19 protein-coding genes are annotated in these 17,437 nt (G+C 42.8%); 13 read left to right on the top strand and 6 right to left on the bottom strand.

Annotated features, from left to right (window positions below; genetic code table 11):
* The first annotated feature begins 3 nt into the window (after nt 1-3).
* The gene (locus PMAL9190_RS14020; protein WP_087845734.1) at nt 4-582 is read left to right on the top strand and encodes a cytochrome c oxidase assembly protein; all 579 of its coding nucleotides are present in this window, start codon (nt 4-6) and stop codon (nt 580-582) included.
* Nucleotides 566-1,468, top strand: a complete 903-nt coding sequence (locus PMAL9190_RS14015; protein WP_087845733.1) for a cytochrome c oxidase subunit 3 — start codon at nt 566-568, stop codon at nt 1,466-1,468. Before PMAL9190_RS14020 ends, PMAL9190_RS14015 begins: the two co-directional genes overlap by 17 nt.
* Nucleotides 1,469-1,514: 46 nt before the next feature.
* On the opposite strand, the gene PMAL9190_RS14010 is transcribed toward PMAL9190_RS14015, so the two are convergent.
* The gene (locus PMAL9190_RS14010) at nt 1,515-1,727 is read right to left on the bottom strand and encodes a DUF2909 family protein (protein ID WP_087845732.1); all 213 of its coding nucleotides are present in this window, start codon (nt 1,725-1,727) and stop codon (nt 1,515-1,517) included.
* Nucleotides 1,728-1,796: 69 nt separating this feature from the next.
* Between PMAL9190_RS14010 and PMAL9190_RS14005 the strand changes: the two genes are divergently transcribed.
* From PMAL9190_RS14005 to PMAL9190_RS13975, 7 genes are all read left to right on the top strand, one after another.
* A complete protein-coding gene (locus tag PMAL9190_RS14005) occupies nt 1,797-2,480 on the top strand; it encodes an SURF1 family protein (protein ID WP_306341469.1) in 684 nt (227 codons plus the stop codon).
* On the top strand, nt 2,477-3,010 hold the full coding sequence (locus tag PMAL9190_RS14000; RefSeq protein WP_087845731.1) for a redox-active disulfide-containing membrane protein: 534 nt from the start codon (nt 2,477-2,479) through the stop codon (nt 3,008-3,010). The genes PMAL9190_RS14005 and PMAL9190_RS14000 overlap by 4 nt, the downstream gene beginning before the upstream one ends.
* Before the next feature lie 29 nt (nt 3,011-3,039).
* Complete coding sequence (locus PMAL9190_RS13995) at nt 3,040-4,083, top strand: COX15/CtaA family protein (protein ID WP_087845730.1); 1,044 nt, start codon at nt 3,040-3,042, stop codon at nt 4,081-4,083.
* A gap of 4 nt (nt 4,084-4,087) precedes the next feature.
* Complete coding sequence (gene cyoE / locus PMAL9190_RS13990; protein WP_087845729.1) at nt 4,088-5,008, top strand: heme o synthase; 921 nt, start codon at nt 4,088-4,090, stop codon at nt 5,006-5,008.
* Between the two features lie 100 nt (nt 5,009-5,108).
* Complete coding sequence (gene dinF / locus PMAL9190_RS13985) at nt 5,109-6,449, top strand: MATE family efflux transporter DinF (RefSeq protein WP_087845728.1); 1,341 nt, start codon at nt 5,109-5,111, stop codon at nt 6,447-6,449.
* Between the two features lie 112 nt (nt 6,450-6,561).
* Entirely contained in the window at nt 6,562-6,951 is a 390-nt protein-coding gene (locus PMAL9190_RS13980; protein WP_087845799.1) for a 3D domain-containing protein, read from the top strand.
* Nucleotides 6,952-7,047: 96 nt separating this feature from the next.
* The gene (locus tag PMAL9190_RS13975; RefSeq protein ID WP_087845727.1) at nt 7,048-7,428 is read left to right on the top strand and encodes a 3D domain-containing protein; all 381 of its coding nucleotides are present in this window, start codon (nt 7,048-7,050) and stop codon (nt 7,426-7,428) included.
* Nucleotides 7,429-7,499: 71 nt separating this feature from the next.
* Here the strand turns inward: PMAL9190_RS13975 and nfuA are convergent, their stop codons facing one another.
* Together nfuA and PMAL9190_RS13965 are read right to left on the bottom strand one after the other, a co-directional pair.
* Entirely contained in the window at nt 7,500-8,084 is a 585-nt protein-coding gene (nfuA, locus tag PMAL9190_RS13970; protein ID WP_087845726.1) for a Fe-S biogenesis protein NfuA, read from the bottom strand.
* Nucleotides 8,085-8,213: 129 nt separating this feature from the next.
* Complete coding sequence (locus PMAL9190_RS13965) at nt 8,214-8,924, bottom strand: phosphoribosyltransferase family protein (protein ID WP_087845725.1); 711 nt, start codon at nt 8,922-8,924, stop codon at nt 8,214-8,216.
* A 35-nt stretch (nt 8,925-8,959) separates the two neighbouring features.
* Here PMAL9190_RS13965 and bioH point away from each other — a divergent pair, with 35 nt between their 5' ends.
* Both bioH and PMAL9190_RS13955 read left to right on the top strand, forming a co-directional pair.
* Complete coding sequence (bioH, locus tag PMAL9190_RS13960; RefSeq protein WP_087845724.1) at nt 8,960-9,724, top strand: pimeloyl-ACP methyl ester esterase BioH; 765 nt, start codon at nt 8,960-8,962, stop codon at nt 9,722-9,724.
* 131 nt (nt 9,725-9,855) lie between these two features.
* Complete coding sequence (locus tag PMAL9190_RS13955) at nt 9,856-10,314, top strand: ATP-dependent Lon protease (protein ID WP_087845723.1); 459 nt, start codon at nt 9,856-9,858, stop codon at nt 10,312-10,314.
* A gap of 64 nt (nt 10,315-10,378) precedes the next feature.
* Here the strand turns inward: PMAL9190_RS13955 and PMAL9190_RS13950 are convergent, their stop codons facing one another.
* Both PMAL9190_RS13950 and greB read right to left on the bottom strand, forming a co-directional pair.
* Nucleotides 10,379-12,712: a Tex family protein gene (locus PMAL9190_RS13950; RefSeq protein ID WP_087845722.1), complete on the bottom strand. Its 2,334-nt coding sequence runs from the start codon at nt 12,710-12,712 to the stop codon at nt 10,379-10,381.
* A 99-nt stretch (nt 12,713-12,811) separates the two neighbouring features.
* Nucleotides 12,812-13,288 carry a transcription elongation factor GreB gene (gene greB, locus PMAL9190_RS13945; RefSeq protein WP_087845721.1) on the bottom strand — a complete coding sequence of 159 codons (477 nt, stop codon included), beginning with the start codon at nt 13,286-13,288 and terminating at the stop codon, nt 12,812-12,814.
* Nucleotides 13,289-13,694: 406 nt separating this feature from the next.
* Between greB and ompR the strand changes: the two genes are divergently transcribed.
* Both ompR and envZ read left to right on the top strand, forming a co-directional pair.
* A complete protein-coding gene (gene ompR / locus PMAL9190_RS13940) occupies nt 13,695-14,414 on the top strand; it encodes an osmolarity response regulator transcription factor OmpR (protein WP_087845720.1) in 720 nt (239 codons plus the stop codon).
* Between the two features lie 3 nt (nt 14,415-14,417).
* A complete protein-coding gene (gene envZ / locus PMAL9190_RS13935) occupies nt 14,418-15,752 on the top strand; it encodes a two-component system sensor histidine kinase EnvZ (RefSeq protein ID WP_087845719.1) in 1,335 nt (444 codons plus the stop codon).
* Between the two features lie 92 nt (nt 15,753-15,844).
* Here envZ and PMAL9190_RS13930 read toward each other — a convergent pair whose 3' ends face one another.
* Entirely contained in the window at nt 15,845-17,254 is a 1,410-nt protein-coding gene (locus tag PMAL9190_RS13930; protein WP_087845718.1) for a uracil-xanthine permease family protein, read from the bottom strand.
* Nucleotides 17,255-17,437: the final 183 nt, after the last annotated feature.

Below are 17,437 nucleotides of genomic sequence, written 5' to 3'. Positions count from 1 at the left end.
GATATGGAGCCGCAATCAAGACGCTCGGTGATTGGATTGGTGTTTGCAGCTATAGCAATGTTTGGGTTCGCGTTTGCGTTAGTGCCTTTATATGACGTGTTTTGTGATATTACCGGTATTAATGGCAAAACGGCGACAACGCCAACGGCGGCTAGCGATAGGGTTGATCGAACTCGAACCGTGACGGTGGAGTTTGTTGCTTATATTAATCCTGATGTGAAGTGGCAATTTACCCCCCAGGTAACGCAAGTGAATGTTCACCCAGGGGAGAAAAAAATCATTAACTATCAGGTAAAAAACCTTAATCCCCAGCCATCTATCGGCCAAGCTGTACCGTCTGTAACCCCAGGGATTGCCGCACAATATTTTAATAAAATTGAGTGTTTTTGTTTTAATCATCAACCATTAGCAGCAGGTCAAGAGGCTGAGTTGCCGCTGGTATTTTATGTTGATCCTGATCTGCCGCGTGATATTGAAGTCCTTACATTGGCATACACCCTTTATGACGTAAGTGCTACTGCGCAACCCCTTACTCAATCTAATGAGCAAGATAATGAGGTGAAAAATGTCGAACTCTTATGATGATTCTAAGCAATCTACGCTAGCAACCCCTGATGAATATTATGTACCAGAGGCGAGTGGTTGGCCTATTTTAGGGGCGGTAGCATTGTTCTTAATTGCCCTAGGTGCAGGGGCGACCGTTGGTGATTTATTGGCGGGGCAAGGGCCGTGGATTTTATTAACTGGGGTTGGATTAATTTTAATCATGCTAACTGGTTGGTTTCGCGATGTGATCATCGAATCAATGGGCGGTTTATACAGTACTCAAATGGATCGCTCGTTTCGACAAGGTATGAGTTGGTTTATTTTCTCGGAAGTGATGTTCTTTGGCGCATTTTTTGGAGCGTTATTTTATATACGTATGATTGCCGTACCTTGGCTCGGTGGTGCAAGTAATAATGCCATGACCAACATTGTATTATGGCCGCATTTTGTTGCCGATTGGCCACTGGTTGTAACCCCTGATGGTACTGAAACTCAAGCAATGGGGCCGATTGGATTACCGTTATATAACACCATTATTCTACTCACGTCATCTATCACGCTGCATGTTGCTCATCTGGCGTTAGAAAATAATCAACGGCGTCGATTAAGCTTATTTTTATTAGTCACAGTGTTACTTGGTGGAGTGTTTGTCTATCTTCAAGCGGTGGAATATATCCATGCTTATCGTGATCTTAACTTACGCCTCGAAAGCGGTGTGTATGGTAACACCTTCTTTATGTTAACTGGCTTTCACGGTGTCCATGTCACCTTAGGGGCGGTGTTATTGTTCATTGTTTGGTGCCGAGTTTTAAAAGGACATTTTACTCCTCAGCATCATTTTGCTTTTCAAGCAGGTGCTTGGTATTGGCATTTTGTGGATGTGGTGTGGCTATGCTTATTCGTGTTTGTTTATATTTTATAGCGGCGCGTCTTAAGTGGCTCAACAAAAGTGAGTAAAGCAAGGGTGGTTAGGGCATATAAGGATCAGGGTTAGGTTGAATAATACCGGTCATTAAAGCAATAACGAGTAATCCAAACAAAATGACCGCAATCAGTAACCGTCGCCCAAGATAATGCGATAGCGGTCGTGATGATTGCGCTTTTAACATCAGTGGTAGAGCACGAAATAGATAAATAATCATTAGCAGTAATAAGACGATAAATAACAATTTAATTAGCATGTTAGATGCTCCTCAAGTGGCTATTTAAAGCATAGCGGGTTTTAACTGTTAGCGATAAAAGGATACTTAATGATGCGATCTATCGCTTTTATTATGTTTACCATAGCCGTTGTTGCTTTGTTATTAAAACTGGGATGGTGGCAAATGAGCCGCGCCAATGAAAAGCAGCAGTTACAATCCCAAGTAACAACGCGTCAGCAAACGATGTTGGTTGATTTAGCCAATCTGCCGCTGCAACCGCTATGGCATAGCATTACCATTGAAGGTGAATTTGATAATAGTCGCCCGATCTTATTAGATAATCAGCTTTACCGTGGCCGCCCGGGCTACCATCTTTACTTGCCTTTTGTGAGCCAGCAACAACGAGTATTAGTTAACCTCGGTTGGATTGCTGCTCCACCATATCGAAATATATTGCCGACGTTACCGACCTTTGATGGTCGTCAAATCATTACTGGTGTGGTTGCTCCAGCGCAGCAGTTATTACAATTTAAGCCGGATAATGCTGATAATCAATGGCCATTACGAGTGCAAAATATTGAATTAATTTGGCTAACTCAACAGTTACAACAACCACTATTACCGTGGATTATTCAAATATCACCCTCAAGTCCTATCGCATTAACGCAAACATGGCAGCCAGTCGTGATGGGGCCAAAGAAACATTATGGCTATGCAATGCAGTGGTTTTTACTCGCGATTGCAGTGGTTTTTATGTCTTTATTATGGCTACGCAGGGAGCAAGCTGTATGAAAAAATATCAGATATTATTAGTGGTCGGATTGGTGTTTGCGTTACCGATAATCATAGCGAAAGTGATGTTACACCAGCAGTGGTATCAAGGTGGGGTCACAAATCGTGGTCAATTATTACAGCCAGCAGTCACCATTGCTGAATTTGCGCTACCGCAGACATGGCAACTAATTTATCGGCTTCCTGCGCGTTGTGATGCACATTGCCAAGGTGCGTTATTTAATTTGCGCCAAGTGCCACAAGCAGCCGGAGCTGATAGTCATCGGCTACAGAGTGTCGTATTGGTCAGTAATGATAATAGCGCTGCAACATCATTGCTGCAGGGGTTAGAACAGCGCCAAATAGAGACTTCGCTACAGCAACAGTTAGCACAATTAGAATATGGTTTGGCAACTATTTATATCGCTGATCCTCACGGTAATATGCTAATGGCTTATCCATTGGTGACGGGTGAACAACAGATATTACGTCAAGGAAAAGATGTTTTGCGTGATTTAAAACGGTTACTAAAAGTCTCAAAAATAGGTTAAGTCATTGCTGTCATTAGGGAGGATAACGAATGATTACTACCACTAATAATGATCGATATTTCTTTTTTTTAGTCAGTTTTAGTTGTGTATTGTCAGTGGCTGTCGTGGCTCTCGGGGCGTTTACTCGGCTAACGGAAGCAGGGCTAGGTTGCCCAGATTGGCCAGGTTGTTACGGTTTTTTAACTGTGCCTCAAACCGCACTTGAGCAACAAACTGCCGCTACATTTTTTCCTCAAACACCGTTAGAACCTCAAAAAGCATGGAATGAAATGTTGCATCGCTATATTGCAGGCAGCTTAGGTTTATTTATTGCTGCTATTAATATTATGGCGTGGCGAAAACCATCGCGACCGAAACTATTACCATCATTGTTATTATGTATGGTGGTCTTGCAAGCTTTATTGGGTATGTGGACTGTTACGTTAGTGTTGATGCCAGCTGTAGTCATGGCGCACTTATTAGGTGGCTTTTGCATTGTGAGTTTATTGTGGCTATTGCGGTTACAACTTCAATCGCCACCCTCAATCATAACCAAGATTGCAGCCAAACCCTTACGTCGGTTACGAATCGCAGCGATCATCAGCGTTATAGTGGTTTTTTTTCAAATTGCTTTAGGTGGATGGACTGCGGCGAACTATGCTGCATTGGTGTGTAGTCAACTGCCGATCTGTGAAGCTAACTGGATGCAATTGTTTGATTCAAAAGCTTTTTTGTTGGTGCAGCCACCACATGACAGTTATCAATATGGTGTGCTTGATTATGGCCAACGGGTGTCGATTCATGTGGTACATCGTATTGGCGCCATGATTACAACGGTAGTGGTATTAACCATGGCATGGTTATGTTGGCTACAGCATTCATTGCGACGTTATAGCTTTGGGTTAGTGCTGTTGTTGTTAGTGCAAATTGCACTTGGAGTGACAAATGTGGTGGCCAGTTTACCGCTAGCAGTTGCTGTTGCTCATAATGTTACTGGTTTAGGGTTGTTGGTGATGATGGTGAGTGTGAGTTATCGAGTGGGAGTGGGGTCTCGATGGTCACGCACAATAGCGCAGCCATTACCGCAGGAGTAATCATATGGATAAATTACAATGGCCTGAACGCAGCCGTGGTGTGACATTAACTACTGCGGTGTGGCGAGATTATGTAACCATGACAAAGCCTAAAGTGGTGGCAATGTTATTGCTGACGGCATTGGTTGGAATGTGTCTTGCGGTGCCAACAGTACCCTCGTTCAAAGTGGTGGTGCTGGGATTGGTTGGGATTGGCTTACAATCAGCTGCTGCCGCGGTATTTAATCATGTGCTTGATCGGCGTTTTGATGCTCAAATGGCACGAACTTACCATCGACCATTAGCAAAAGGGCGTATCGCAACAGTCAATGCGGTGTTGTTTGCAAGTCTGTTAATGGTGTTAGGATTTCTTTTACTATGGCAGCTAAATCCACTGACGGCATGGTTAACGATGGCAAGTTTAGTCGGCTATGCGGTGGTGTATACCGTATGGTTAAAGCATGCTACGCCGCAGAATATTGTCATTGGTGGTTTAGCTGGAGCAGCGCCGCCATTGTTAGGTTGGACAGCAGTGACAGGCAGTGTGAGTCCTTATGCGCTGTTATTAGTGATGCTGGTTTTTGTATGGACGCCACCGCATTTTTGGGCGCTGGCAATTCACCGTCGCGATGATTACGCCAAAGCCGGTATTCCGATGTTGCCTGTAACTCATGGGGTTGAATATACCAAAACCATGGTGCTGTTTTATACCTTATTGTTGTTTGCGGTCGGGTTGTTACCATGGCTAACTGGCATGAGTGGCGGCGTTTATTTAATTGGCAGTAGTATGTTAAACCTTGGTTTTATTGGTTATGCCATTAAGCTAAAATTTTTTGATAATGCAGGTCATGCATGGGCAACATTTAATTATTCAATTTGGCATATATTAGCCTTGTTTGTGGTGTTATTAGTTGATCATTGGTGGTTAGCCTTTATAGCGACTTAATATTACGTCACAGGCTGCGCCTTTGTTATCTTAATCAGTCTGTTGTCACCTTTCTCAAATGGTAAACTGGTTCCTTATTTTGGAAAGCTAAGGGAAGCCTGTGTTTACTACATTAAAAGATAAATCACTTCATTATCAGGTTTTCGCATTAGCGCTGCCGATGGTGCTGTCTAATATTACTGTGCCATTGTTGGGATTGATTGATGCTGCGGTTATCGGTCATCTTGATCAATCATGGTATTTAGGTGGTGTTGCTGTGGGTGGCACCATGATCAATGTGACGTTGTGGTTGCTGGGTTTTTTACGGATGGCAACCACAGGTGTTACTGCTCAGGCGCAAGGCAGCGATAACAAAGATGCTCAAGCGATCATTTTTGTTCAAGGCATGGCACTTGCGTGGCTATTGGGGGCGGTACTCGTGGTATTCCACTACCCAGTAAGCCAGCTCATTTTTCATTTTAGTAGCGCTGGCAGTGAAGTGAAATTATATGCGAACCAGTATTTCTCGACCCGTATTTGGGGCGCACCTGCGGCTTTAGCTAATTTTGTGATCATGGGATGGTTGTTGGGCATGCAAAATGCAAAACTGCCAATGTGGTTACTTATTGTAACGAACGTCGTCAATATACTGCTAGATTTAGTTTTTGTGCTGGGTTTGGGGTGGAAAGTGCAAGGTGCTGCGGCAGCATCTGTTATCGCTGATTACAGCGGTATGGTATTAGGCTTATGGTTTGTTGCTCAACAATGGTTACGTTTAGGTTTACCGCCGCTAAAGCAAAAGCTTACCAGTATCCGTTATGGCATCGGGCGATTACTAAAGCTCAATCGCGATATATTTTTACGCAGTTTATGCTTGCAAGCGACATTTACTTTTATGACCTTTCAGGGGGCGCATTTAGGCGATAATGTGGTGGCTGCCAATGCGGTATTAATGAGTTTTTTAATGCTGGTGTCCTATGCGATGGATGGGTTTGCATATGCTATGGAAGCGTTAGTAGGTAAAGCAATCGGGGCTGGAAATAAGGGCCAACTTGAGCGTTATTTAGTTGGGACAACATTTTGGAGTTTATTAATTTCATTAGGGTTAACCGTTATTTTTGCTGTTTTTGGTACTCAAATAGTTGCAATGATTTCTGATATTCCTGCAGTTCAACAACAAGCTGATAATTATTTGCCGTGGTTGACAGCTGTGCCGTTAGTCGCAATGTGGTGCTTTTTATTGGATGGGGTATTTATCGGTGCAACGCGTGGTAAAGATATGCGTAATAGCATGTTTTTAGCAACCAGCGGTTTTTTTGTGATTTGGTGGTCAATGAGCAGTTATGGTAATCATGCTTTATGGGCGGCGATGGTGGGTTTTATGGCGTTGCGAGGGGCGATATTAGCAGTGATATTTATTTCGCAATGGCGGAAAAACATATTTTTACCACACACTTTATAAACAACCAGTTATCATTTCTGTGAATAGAATTGACGTTTTTTTACACAAAAAAGGCTTTCAATCGTGATTATGATTTGCTTAAATGCGTTCACTTATTATCCAGGTGGTGCAAATGACAAACAAGATTATAGGTTATTTATTGTTGGTGCTGAGTTTAACTTTCAGTGTTCATAGCTATGCCAGCAGTTTTAAAAAATTGCATGTTACCGCAACAGCATATAATTCAGTGCGATCGCAAACAGATGCTAGTCCTAATATTGCAGCTTGGGGAGATCGTTTAAAGCCCGGCATGAAAGCTATCGCTGTTTCTCGGGATTTACTTAAAATGGGGCTAAAGCGTGGCTCTAAAGTCAAAATCTCAGGTTTACCCGGTGAATATGTAGTACTAGATAAAATGCACCACCGTTGGAATCGTAAGATTGATATCTATATGGGTAAAGATGTTAGAGCAGCTAAAAATTGGGGTAAACGACGGGTAACTATCACGGTTGTTAGAGCTTAATTCTATTTATTGGCGCTATTAATGCTCTTTAAATATATTATTGACGGTAGGTTTTTGGTTTAATACGCAGCTTTGACTTCCAAGGCATTGTAGAAAATGAAAAAATCGATCTTTTTTGTCGTATTTTTGTCACTGCTTTTTAGCTTGTCTAGCTATGCTAGTTCGATAAAAACATTGCGGGTAACTGCAAGCGCTTACAATTCAGTACGGGCGCAAACCAATCATCAACCTAATCTGACAGCTTGGGGAGTGCGGTTAAAGCCGGGCATGAAAGCTGTGGCAATATCACGAGATTTACTCCAAAAAGGATTTAAAAAAGGTACTCGAATTAAAATTCAAGGCTTAACTGGCGAGTATATTGTGCTGGATAAAATGCACCGTCGTTGGCGTAATAAGATTGATATTTATATGGGTAACGATGTAAAAGCGGCTCGAAAATGGGGCAAGCGTACGGTTACTATTCAAATCCTAAATTGATCGTTCAATAATAAAAAAGCCGCATTTTGATGCGGCTTTTTACTATCTGCTGCAATTGTGGATCTATACCATTAATAGTAAGAGTGATCGCCACGAGCGTGATCTGTAATATCACGTGCACCAGTTAATTCGCCTTCAAATTGCACGAGTAGCTCTTTCTCAATGCCTTCTTTTAGCGTCACATCAACCATAGAACAACCATTACAACCACCACCAAATTGAAGAATAGCAACACCATCCTCAGTGATTTCAGACAGGGACACGTGACCGCCATGACCTGCAAGTTGTGGGTTAATTTGAGTTTGAAGTACGTAATCAACACGCTCCATCAATGACGCATCATCGGCAACTTTACGCACTTTAGCGTTAGGTGCTTTTAATGTTAGCTGTGAACCCATTTTATCAGTAACAAAATCAATTTCAGCATCATCAAGGAAAGGAAGGCTTAATTCGTCAATAAAAGCAGAAAATAGCTCAAGTTTCATTTCCGTATCACTTGCTTCAACCGCTTCTGGTGGGCAGTAGGATACGCCACATTCAGCACTTTGGGTGCCTGGGTTTACAACAAAAACACGGATATTAGTACCCTCAGGCTGCTGGGCAAGAAGCTTGCCGAAGTGCTGCTGAGCGCTTTCAGTAATAGTGATCATGGACACGATGTAATACCTGACTTATTTAGTAAGTTTTATTCATTCTACTCTTTGTGAGTCATTGTCGCATCTTTAAAGCGACATTTTTTATTTGACCACGTTTTATTAATTAATGCGCGTCTTTTTTATACAAGATTAGTGAGGTGGTTGTTCAGTATGACATAGCGTATAAATATCAACACGCTTAACACCACGTTGAAGTAGTAATTGGGTTAATTGATCGACTGTGGCACCTGTGGTGACGACATCGTCAATGATCGCGACATGATCTGGCAAGCTGCAAGAGTGTAATTTAAAAGCATGCTTAAGATTGTGGCGACGTTGAATTTTGGTTAGTTGTTGCTGAGGTGGAGTGTGGCGTAGACGTTGAAAAGCATGTTGATTAACTTGGCTATGTAAAATAGCAGCTAATGCTAATGCCAATTGATGACTTTGATTAAACCCGCGCAAGCAATAGCGTCGCCAATGGAGCGGAACGGGTAATAATAGTGGGGCAGGGTCAGTAATTTGGTAAGCAAGTTGTTGTGCCAGTGGCTGAGCTAACCAAAACTTACCATAAAATTTAAATTGATGGATAAGTTGCTGTAATGGCGGCCGATATTCACCTAAACGATAGAGGCGATGCCATCGAGGAGGATTGCTTAGGCAGCGACCACAATCGGTAACAGTACTCAACATAGTGGTGCCACAATGTTGGCAATAGGGCTGGGTTGGAAAATGATTAATACAATGGTTGCACCAATAGTGCTCAGTTTGATTGAGTGGTAGTTGGCATAGAGAACAATGTTTAAACAATAATCGATGGTATAAATTATCTCGCCATGATGGCACTCTATTTGGCATCATTATTACTCATAAACAATCGATGCAGGGAACTATAAATGACATCACAGCTTAATTGGTACAGTGAAGGTCAGGGGCCAGATCTGGTTCTCATTCATGGGTGGGGAATGAATGTTGGTGTATGGCAAGATGTGATCCCGATGCTAAGTCAGCATTATTGTGTCCATTGGTGTGATTTGCCAGGTTATGGTGATAACGGCGGTATAAGTGCGACCTCATTAACTGACATTGTTGAGTTGTTATTAGCCCAAGCACCACCAACAGCAGTGTGGCTAGGTTGGTCATTAGGTGGCGTGATTGCGACACAAGCAGCACTAACAGCACCATCAAGGGTAACTCAATTAATCACCGTTGCCAGTTCGCCATGTTTTATGTCGCGAACGGATTGGAACGGTATTCAGCCACGGGTACTGGCTAATTTCCAAAACCAGTTAGTAACTGATTTTGCCATTACCATTGAACGGTTTTTGGTGTTGCAGGGCTTAGGTAGTCGCACAGCAAAGGAAGACATTCGACAATTGAAAGCTGCGGTATTATCAAGACCACAGCCACAATTAGCTGCGTTAACCCTTGGGTTAGAATTATTAGAAAATGTTGATTTACGACCATCATTAGTGGATCTATCACAACCGTGGTTGCGGTTATATGGACGATTAGATGCGTTAGTGCCGATTAAAACTGAGCCGGTATTAAGTGCCCAACATCCTCACTCACAAAGTTATGTTTTTGTTGATGCATCACATGCACCGTTTATTTCACATTTGGATGAGTTTGTTGCTGTGGTGAGTGATTTTATTGGCTAACTGCTGTTGCGGAATACGATAGATAAGAGCATTACGCAATGATCATTGAAGTAAATAATTATCATAGATGGTCGATATAGTACCTAGGATGTCATAACGCGTTTTTGGATAGCAACGGTGGGTTTTTCAAGATGGTGATTGCTCCATTACAATCAAGTGTGCCGGTATTAGCGACAACGACGAATCCATTAACGGATCAAGTGGCGCGAGATAACCGTGTGCGTGAAAAAATCATACCTGTGGTTGAGAGTAGTGCCGCGACAGCAGAAAAATCCCTGACGGCAGAAGAAAAACAGCGTAATAAGCCCAGCTGGGATGCAAGTGAACACCCTGATTATTCGCAATCACAGTCGAAACTATTTGAGGGCTATCAGCTGCAATTAGCTCAAATTGTACGAGTGTTATCGTTGGATAATTACGTTGCACCAGCTACGGAGCTCGGTTATTCGATGCACATTGAATTACCACGAGAGTTATTAGCGCAGCTAGCATTAATCAATGACAGTGAGCGTACCAAAGGAGTTGTCAGTCATCATTATGCGCAAGCAACACAGCCTAATCCACCGACGCAGTATTTGAAGGTTATTTAAACTCACAGCCAGACGAGGAGTCTGACTGCGAGTATGTCGCTTATTCTTTAGCGTTTAATCGTGATTATTTTTTCTTAGCATTGGCAAACGCCGCCGCAAAAGCACCGCCCATAGGAGGCGTGTTTTTGGATGCTGGTGGCGTATGTTGACGCGTTTGCTGCGATGATGGTTGTTGACGAGATGCGGTGGTGTTGGTGGTTTGGCGAGTTGGTTTTTCTTGACCTGGCTCATCACTTAAACGCATCGTCATCGCAATACGTTTACGCTGAACATCGACTTCCATCACTTTAACTTTCACCACATCACCGGCTTTAACCACTTCACGTGGATCTGAAATAAATTTATCAGATAGGGCAGAGATATGGATCAAACCATCTTGGTGAACACCAACGTCAACAAAAGCACCAAAGTTAGTCACGTTTGTGATCACGCCTTCTAACACCATACCAGGAATTAGGTCTTTTACTTCGTTGACGCCATCAGCAAAGGTTGCTGTTTTAAATTCAGGGCGAGGATCTCGACCTGGTTTATCAAGCTCACTAATGATGTCGGTTACCGTAGGCACACCAAAATTAGTATCGGTGTAGTCAGCCGCTTTTAAGCTACGTAGGAATTCGGTGTTGCCAATAATAGCATCAACCGGTTTATTGTTAGCTGCTGAAATGGCTTTCACCACTGCGTAAGATTCAGGGTGAACCGCAGAGCCATCAAGTGGGTTTTTGCCGTTCATTATTCGCAAGAATCCAGCACACTGCTCAAACGCTTTTGGCCCTAAACGCGCCACTTTTTTAAGTGCGGTACGACTATCAAAGCGGCCATTTTCATCGCGATAATTAACAATATTTTGGGCAATAGTAGTATTTAAGCCGGCAACACGAGTCAGCAAAGCAGCAGATGCGGTGTTGACATCAACACCAACGGCGTTTACACAGTCTTCGACCACCACGTCCAAACGTTTAGCCAGCATGCTTTGGCTAACATCATGTTGGTATTGGCCTACACCGATTGATTTGGGATCGATTTTAACGAGTTCTGCTAGTGGGTCTTGCAGACGACGGCCAATTGAAACGGCACCACGAATGGAAACATCTAGGTTCGGGAACTCTTTCGCTGCCAGTTCTGATGCTGAGTAGACAGATGCGCCAGCTTCACTGACCATCACACTTTGTACTTTAAGCTGATTGTCTTTAATCAGTTTAGTAACAAATGCATCTGTTTCACGTGAAGCAGTGCCGTTACCAATCGCAATTAAGTTGACGTTATGTTTATTAATTAACGCCACGACTGTTTTGGTTGATTCGACAATTTTGTTATGTGGTTGGTGTGGATAGATAGTGGCGGTATCTAATACTTTACCCGTTTCATCAACCACTGCAATTTTACTACCGGTACGTAAACCAGGATCGAGCGCCAGTGTGACGCGAGGTCCAGCTGGAGCAGCCATTAGTAAGTCATGGAGGTTATCGGCAAATACTTGAATAGCACCGTCTTCGGCTTTTTCACGTAAAATGCCCATCAGTTCAGTTTCCATGTGCATTAAAATTTTAATGCGCCATGCCCAGCTGATCACTTGTTTGCGCCATGCATCGGCAGCTTGGTTGCCTAAACTAACGTGGTAATGTTCAGCAATAATCACTTCACAATATGAATGACGAACAGCTTGTTCAGTATTAGGGTCAGCATTGAGTGACAGTTGTAAAAAGCCTTCATTACGACCACGGAATAATGCCAGAGCGCGGTGTGATGGAATGTTTTTTATCTGCTCGTTATAGTCGAAATAATCTTTAAACTTAGCGCCATCGTGCTCTTTACCTTCAATAATGCGTGAAGTGAGCTCAGCATGGTTATTTAACTGGTGACGAATTTTTTCAAGTAATGCAGCGTCTTCAGCAAAGCGCTCCATCAGAATAGCGCGAGCACCATCAAGCACGGCTTTGCTATCTGCAAAACCTTGCTCAGGATTTAGGTATTGTCGTGCCGTTTCTTCTGGTGAATGCTGTGGTTGATTCCATAGCAACTCTGCAAGTGGTTCAATGCCAGCCTCAATCGCAATCTGTCCCTTAGTACGACGTTTTTGTTTATAAGGCAGGTAGAGATCTTCAAGGCGGGTTTTACTGTCAGCACTATTAATTTCAGCTGCCAATGCTGGTGTCAGTTTACCTTGTTCTGTGATTGATTTTAGAATCACCTGACGGCGGCTATCGAGTTCGCGCAGGTAACTTAAGCGCGATTCTAATTGACGTAGTTGGGTGTCATCCAATTCGCCAGTGACTTCTTTACGGTAACGGGCAATAAAAGGCACCGTATTACCGTCATCAAGTAGGGTAACTGCAGCATTCACTTGTTCAGTGCGCACATTCAGTTCTGTGGCAATCTGTTGGTTGATAGCGTTGCTCATCCGTTGATATCTCTTGTTAATCGTTAAGCTTCCATTCTACGGCTGAATCTTGATCTGGCAAGTCAGCCGCGGTGAAGAGTGTGTCAGGCTGTAATAGCTTTATTGGGTTTGATAGCGAATGTGATTAATAAACCACATCTTTTTACCCAGCGGTGTCGTAACCACGGTATCGTCGTCCACTTGTTTGCTGAGCAATGCCCGTGCCATCGGTGAATCTATAGAAATGTAATCATTGCGGCCATAGATTTCATCTGGACCTACAATGCGAAATGTTTTTTGTTCTCCTGCTTCATTTTCAATTTCAACCCAAGCACCAAAGAACACCTTGCCATCTTGTTGAGGGGAATAATCAATGACTTTAACTGCTTCTAAGCGTTTACGTAAAAAACGTACTCGGCGGTCAATTTCACGCAGTCGCTTTTTATTATATTGATAATCCGCATTTTCACTACGATCACCTAAGCTTGCTGCCCACGTTACTTTCTTGGTCACTTCTGGGCGCTCTTCACGCCATAAGTAATTGAGTTCTTCTTCTAATTTATCAAAACCTTCACGGGTGATTAAGTTGGTTCTCATCATTATTCTCAAGCGATTGTTTGGCATTGTTCTATCATTGCTTAGGCAAAATAGAAAGTCGGATGATAATAATTTGCGACCTCTTAATAGTGGCGGGCTGATGATGTCGATACGTTGTAGCAGGTAGTGCTACAGGTGAAATGTTATGGTGTTGATATAGCAAATTAATCTCTCAAGTAAAAGAGTATTCAGAGATGAATCTCCATGCTATAAAGACATAGCAAAACAGTGGCGATTGAATATTTACGTGATGTTAATAACCCAATCATGAGACGAATTAGCATGTTATAATTCATGTCTAATGGTGATTATTATGTATCGCTAATGTTTGTTAAATAAAGCGTTAGTTATTACGACTTGCGTACACTTAGTAACAACTTGCTATCGTGATCGATGAAGGTGAAAAATGCAGGAAAATTATAAGATATTAGTGGTCGATGACGACATGCGTTTACGGGCGTTACTTGAGCGTTACCTTTCTGAGCAAGGATTTCAAGTACGCAGTGTTGCTAATGGCGAGCAAATGGATCGTTTACTGGCGCGTGAAACATTTCATCTAATGGTATTAGATTTAATGTTACCTGGTGAAGATGGCTTATCTATCTGTCGTCGCCTACGTAATGCTAACAACATGCTACCTATTTTAATGCTGACAGCAAAAGGCGATGAAGTTGATCGCATTGTTGGCCTTGAAGTTGGCGCCGATGATTATCTGCCAAAGCCATTTAATCCACGTGAATTATTAGCGCGTATTCGTGCGGTATTACGTCGTCAAACGATTGAGGCACCGGGCGCACCGAGTGTCTCAAGCAAAGTGATTGAATTTGGTGAGTTCCGTCTTAATCTTGGCACCCGTGAAATGTTCCGCGGCGATGCACCAATGCCACTGACATCGGGCGAGTTTGCTGTATTAAAAGCCCTTGTTACTAATGCGCGTGAGCCAATGTCACGTGACAAGTTAATGAATATGGCCCGTGGTCGTGAATATTCGGCGATGGAACGTTCGATTGATGTACAGATTTCACGTCTACGCCGCATGGTGGAAGATGATCCTAGTCGCCCGCGTTATATTCAAACGGTATGGGGTTTAGGGTATGTATTCGTACCTGATGGTCGTGAGGCGTAAGCCATGCGGTTATCGCCCAAAAGTACCTTTGCGCGAACACTGATATTATTAGCTGGCTTGTTAATCGCAAGCCAGATTTTTTCATATCTCACTATAGTGAATTACGCGCTACTGCCAAGTATTCAGCAATTTAATCGTATTTTAGCTTACGAAGTTAAGTTGATGTTGAAAGAAGATATTAAGATGGCTGACGGCCAAACGATTTATCTTGATCGACCTATTCGACGTAAGTTACTTGAAGAACTTGGAGTGACGTTACATGCGCCTAATTCTCCAGGCGCTGAAGAATTTAATGATGCCACTCATATTAGTTATTTGAGTGAAGAAATGTCGCGTGAATTACATTCACCAACCGATGTGCGGTTATTGCTTGGTACTCATAGCTATGTGCTGTGGATGAAAACCGATGCGATGCCAAACTTTTTGATGCGTATTCCTTTATCTGAATTACAAGAAGATGATTTCGCACCGTTATTTCGTTATAGCTTAATTATTGCTTTCTTAGTTATTGCTGGCGGTTGGTTGTTTATTCGGATTCAAAATCGGCCGTTAGTCGAACTTGAACAAGCCGCATTGCAAGTTGGGCGTGGTGAAACACCGCCGCAGTTACCTGAACAAGGTGCCTCTGAAATTCGCTCTGTGACCAAAGCTTTTAATCAAATGTCACAAGGCATCAAACAGCTTGAAGATGATCGGGCTTTATTAATGGCGGGAGTGAGCCATGATTTGCGGACACCATTAACCCGTATTCGACTCGCGACTGAAATGATGTCACCAGAGGACAGTTATTTAGCGGAATCAATGATCACAGATACTGAAGAATGTAACGCTATCATTAGTCAGTTTATGGATTATTTAAAATCGACCAAAAAACAAGATGAAGAAGATATCGATCTGAACGTATTGTTAGAAGATGTGGCACATACTGAAGGCAGTTATGGCAATGTTATTGAACAGCAATTAACGCCAGTACCGGGGACGATTTCAGCTAACGCGGTAGCCCTTAAACGCGCGGTAGCTAACTTGGTGATCAATGCGCAACGCTACGGTAATGGTTGGGTGAGAATATCCAGCGGTGCTTCGGTTGATCGTAAATCCGCTTGGTTTTGCGTTGAAGATGATGGTCCAGGGATTGAACCCAATCAAGTCACTAAAATGTTTCAGCCATTAACCCGTGGTGATTCTGCCCGTGGTAGTGAAACCGAAGGTACAGGGCTTGGGTTAGCGATTGTGAAGCGAATTATCGATCAAAATGAAGGGGCTATTTCAGTGCGTAATCGCAGTGAAGGTGGACTAAGAGTGGAGATCAGTTTGCCATTACATAAGCTCAAGCCGTAAGGATTTAACTTCGCTTGGCTGTGAAATAAGACCCAATAAAAAGCCCGCTCTCAATTCATAATGAGGCGGGCTTTTTTTAATGAGGATGATAATTAGTGTTGAGTGATCTTTGCTTCATCAATCAGTTCAACAGCATCAGCATTATCATCAGGCAAAATGATATTTAATAAAATCGCGGTAATACCGCCAGCAGCCATACCAGAAGATAAAATACTTTTTACAATCTCTGGCAGGAATTGCAAAATTTCAGGCTTTTGCGCAATGCCTAATCCCATCGAGAATGACAGTGCCATGATTAAAATGGCGCGACGATCAAGGTGACAGCGGGAGATGATTCGAATTCCCGATGCGGCAATGGTGCCAAACATGACAATCGTTGCACCGCCTAATACTGGCTCAGGAATCAGTTGGACTAAATTAGCGACATCAGGAAATAGCCCTAATAGCACCAACATACCTGCGACAAAATAGCCAATGTAGCGACTTGCAACACCGGTTAGCTGAATGATGCCATTGTTTTGGCTAAAGGTTGAATTGGGAAAGCTATTAAATACCGCAGCCATTGCTGAGTTAAGTCCATCTGCGAGCACACCACCTTTGATACGCTTCATATATAGCGGCCCTTTGACTGGTTGCTCTGAGGTCTCTGAGGTTGCAGTAATATCACCGATAGCTTCCAATGAAGTGACTGCAAATACAATCATCAAGGGTACCAATAATCCCCAATCAAAACTGAGCCCATATTGCATTGGCATTGGAATCGCAATTAATGGGTTGGTAGTGGCGATATCGGTTTTTATCATTCCTAACAGCCATGCCAATAAAGTACCAGCAGTCATGGCAATAACAATCGATGATACTCGTAAGTAAGGATTTTTAACGCGGTTCAGCAACACAATAAACCCTAATACTGTGCCTGCTAGCATCAGATTATCAAGGCTACCAAAGCTACCGTCAGCAATTGCACTATAACCACCACCAATGGAGGTTAGGCCTATCTGAATTAAGGTTAAACCGATTAATGTCACCACAATGCCAGACACTAACGGAGTAATAATACGTTGCGCATGTTGCAAAATCCGTGAAATAAATACTTCAGTGAAAGCGGCAAAAATGATGGTACCAAAAATGGCCGCCATCATGGTTTGAGTGTCAGCACCACCGGCTTTCAGTGCTAAACCAGCACCTATAATCGGGCCTAAGAAATTAAAACTTGTACCTTGAATTGACAATAAGCCCGAACCAATTGGGCCAAAGGTTTTAATTTGAATAAATGAAGCAATCCCTGATGCCAGTAATGACATGCTAACAATCGTGTTAGTGTCATTGGCGGGTAATCCCAAAGACTGGCAAATAATTAATGACGGTGTGATCACTGCGACAAACATCGCCAGTAAATGTTGGGTTGCAGCAAATAGGGTTTGGGGCAGCGGCGGTCTATCATCTAAACGATAAATAAGATCAGAGTTTTTTGGCGTGGAACTGGTGTGATGCTGAGTCATTGTTCGATCCTAACCGGTTCTCTGGTATCCATTATTCGCGCTGAGTGGGCAAATACTTGTGTGATTGGCGGTGATCTGTGATTGCTGTTAGTCAGAACCAAATCAACACTGGCAGAGAGTAAAGTAGTGAAATTTTGCCGCTATTGTAATTATCTTTTTTAAAATAGCAATCGTTTGCTTTTG

Origin of the sequence: Photobacterium malacitanum (assembly GCF_900185615.1) — a bacterium.
Taxonomy (GTDB): Bacteria; Pseudomonadota; Gammaproteobacteria; order Enterobacterales; family Vibrionaceae; genus Photobacterium; species Photobacterium malacitanum.
This window is presented reverse-complemented; position numbering and strand designations above follow the sequence as displayed.

Bases quoted from the DNA above. Each gene is read 5' to 3' on its own strand.
- cyoE (WP_087845729.1), top strand. From the start codon at position 4,088: ATGGATAAATTACAATGGCCTGAACGCAGCCGTGGTGTGACATTAACT.
- PMAL9190_RS13965 (WP_087845725.1), bottom strand. From the start codon at position 8,924: ATGATGCCAAATAGAGTGCCATCATGGCGAGATAATTTATACCATCGA.
- PMAL9190_RS13995 (WP_087845730.1), top strand. From the start codon at position 3,040: ATGATTACTACCACTAATAATGATCGATATTTCTTTTTTTTAGTCAGT.
- PMAL9190_RS13950 (WP_087845722.1), bottom strand. From the start codon at position 12,712: ATGAGCAACGCTATCAACCAACAGATTGCCACAGAACTGAATGTGCGC.
- PMAL9190_RS14010 (WP_087845732.1), bottom strand. From the start codon at position 1,727: ATGCTAATTAAATTGTTATTTATCGTCTTATTACTGCTAATGATTATT.
- envZ (WP_087845719.1), top strand. From the start codon at position 14,418: ATGCGGTTATCGCCCAAAAGTACCTTTGCGCGAACACTGATATTATTA.
- PMAL9190_RS13980 (WP_087845799.1), top strand. From the start codon at position 6,562: ATGACAAACAAGATTATAGGTTATTTATTGTTGGTGCTGAGTTTAACT.
- ompR (WP_087845720.1), top strand. From the start codon at position 13,695: ATGCAGGAAAATTATAAGATATTAGTGGTCGATGACGACATGCGTTTA.
- PMAL9190_RS14020 (WP_087845734.1), top strand. From the start codon at position 4: ATGGAGCCGCAATCAAGACGCTCGGTGATTGGATTGGTGTTTGCAGCT.
- PMAL9190_RS13975 (WP_087845727.1), top strand. From the start codon at position 7,048: ATGAAAAAATCGATCTTTTTTGTCGTATTTTTGTCACTGCTTTTTAGC.
- PMAL9190_RS13930 (WP_087845718.1), bottom strand. From the start codon at position 17,254: ATGACTCAGCATCACACCAGTTCCACGCCAAAAAACTCTGATCTTATT.
- PMAL9190_RS14000 (WP_087845731.1), top strand. From the start codon at position 2,477: ATGAAAAAATATCAGATATTATTAGTGGTCGGATTGGTGTTTGCGTTA.
- greB (WP_087845721.1), bottom strand. From the start codon at position 13,288: ATGAGAACCAACTTAATCACCCGTGAAGGTTTTGATAAATTAGAAGAA.
- PMAL9190_RS14005 (WP_306341469.1), top strand. From the start codon at position 1,797: ATGATGCGATCTATCGCTTTTATTATGTTTACCATAGCCGTTGTTGCT.
- PMAL9190_RS13955 (WP_087845723.1), top strand. From the start codon at position 9,856: ATGGTGATTGCTCCATTACAATCAAGTGTGCCGGTATTAGCGACAACG.
- bioH (WP_087845724.1), top strand. From the start codon at position 8,960: ATGACATCACAGCTTAATTGGTACAGTGAAGGTCAGGGGCCAGATCTG.
- PMAL9190_RS14015 (WP_087845733.1), top strand. From the start codon at position 566: ATGTCGAACTCTTATGATGATTCTAAGCAATCTACGCTAGCAACCCCT.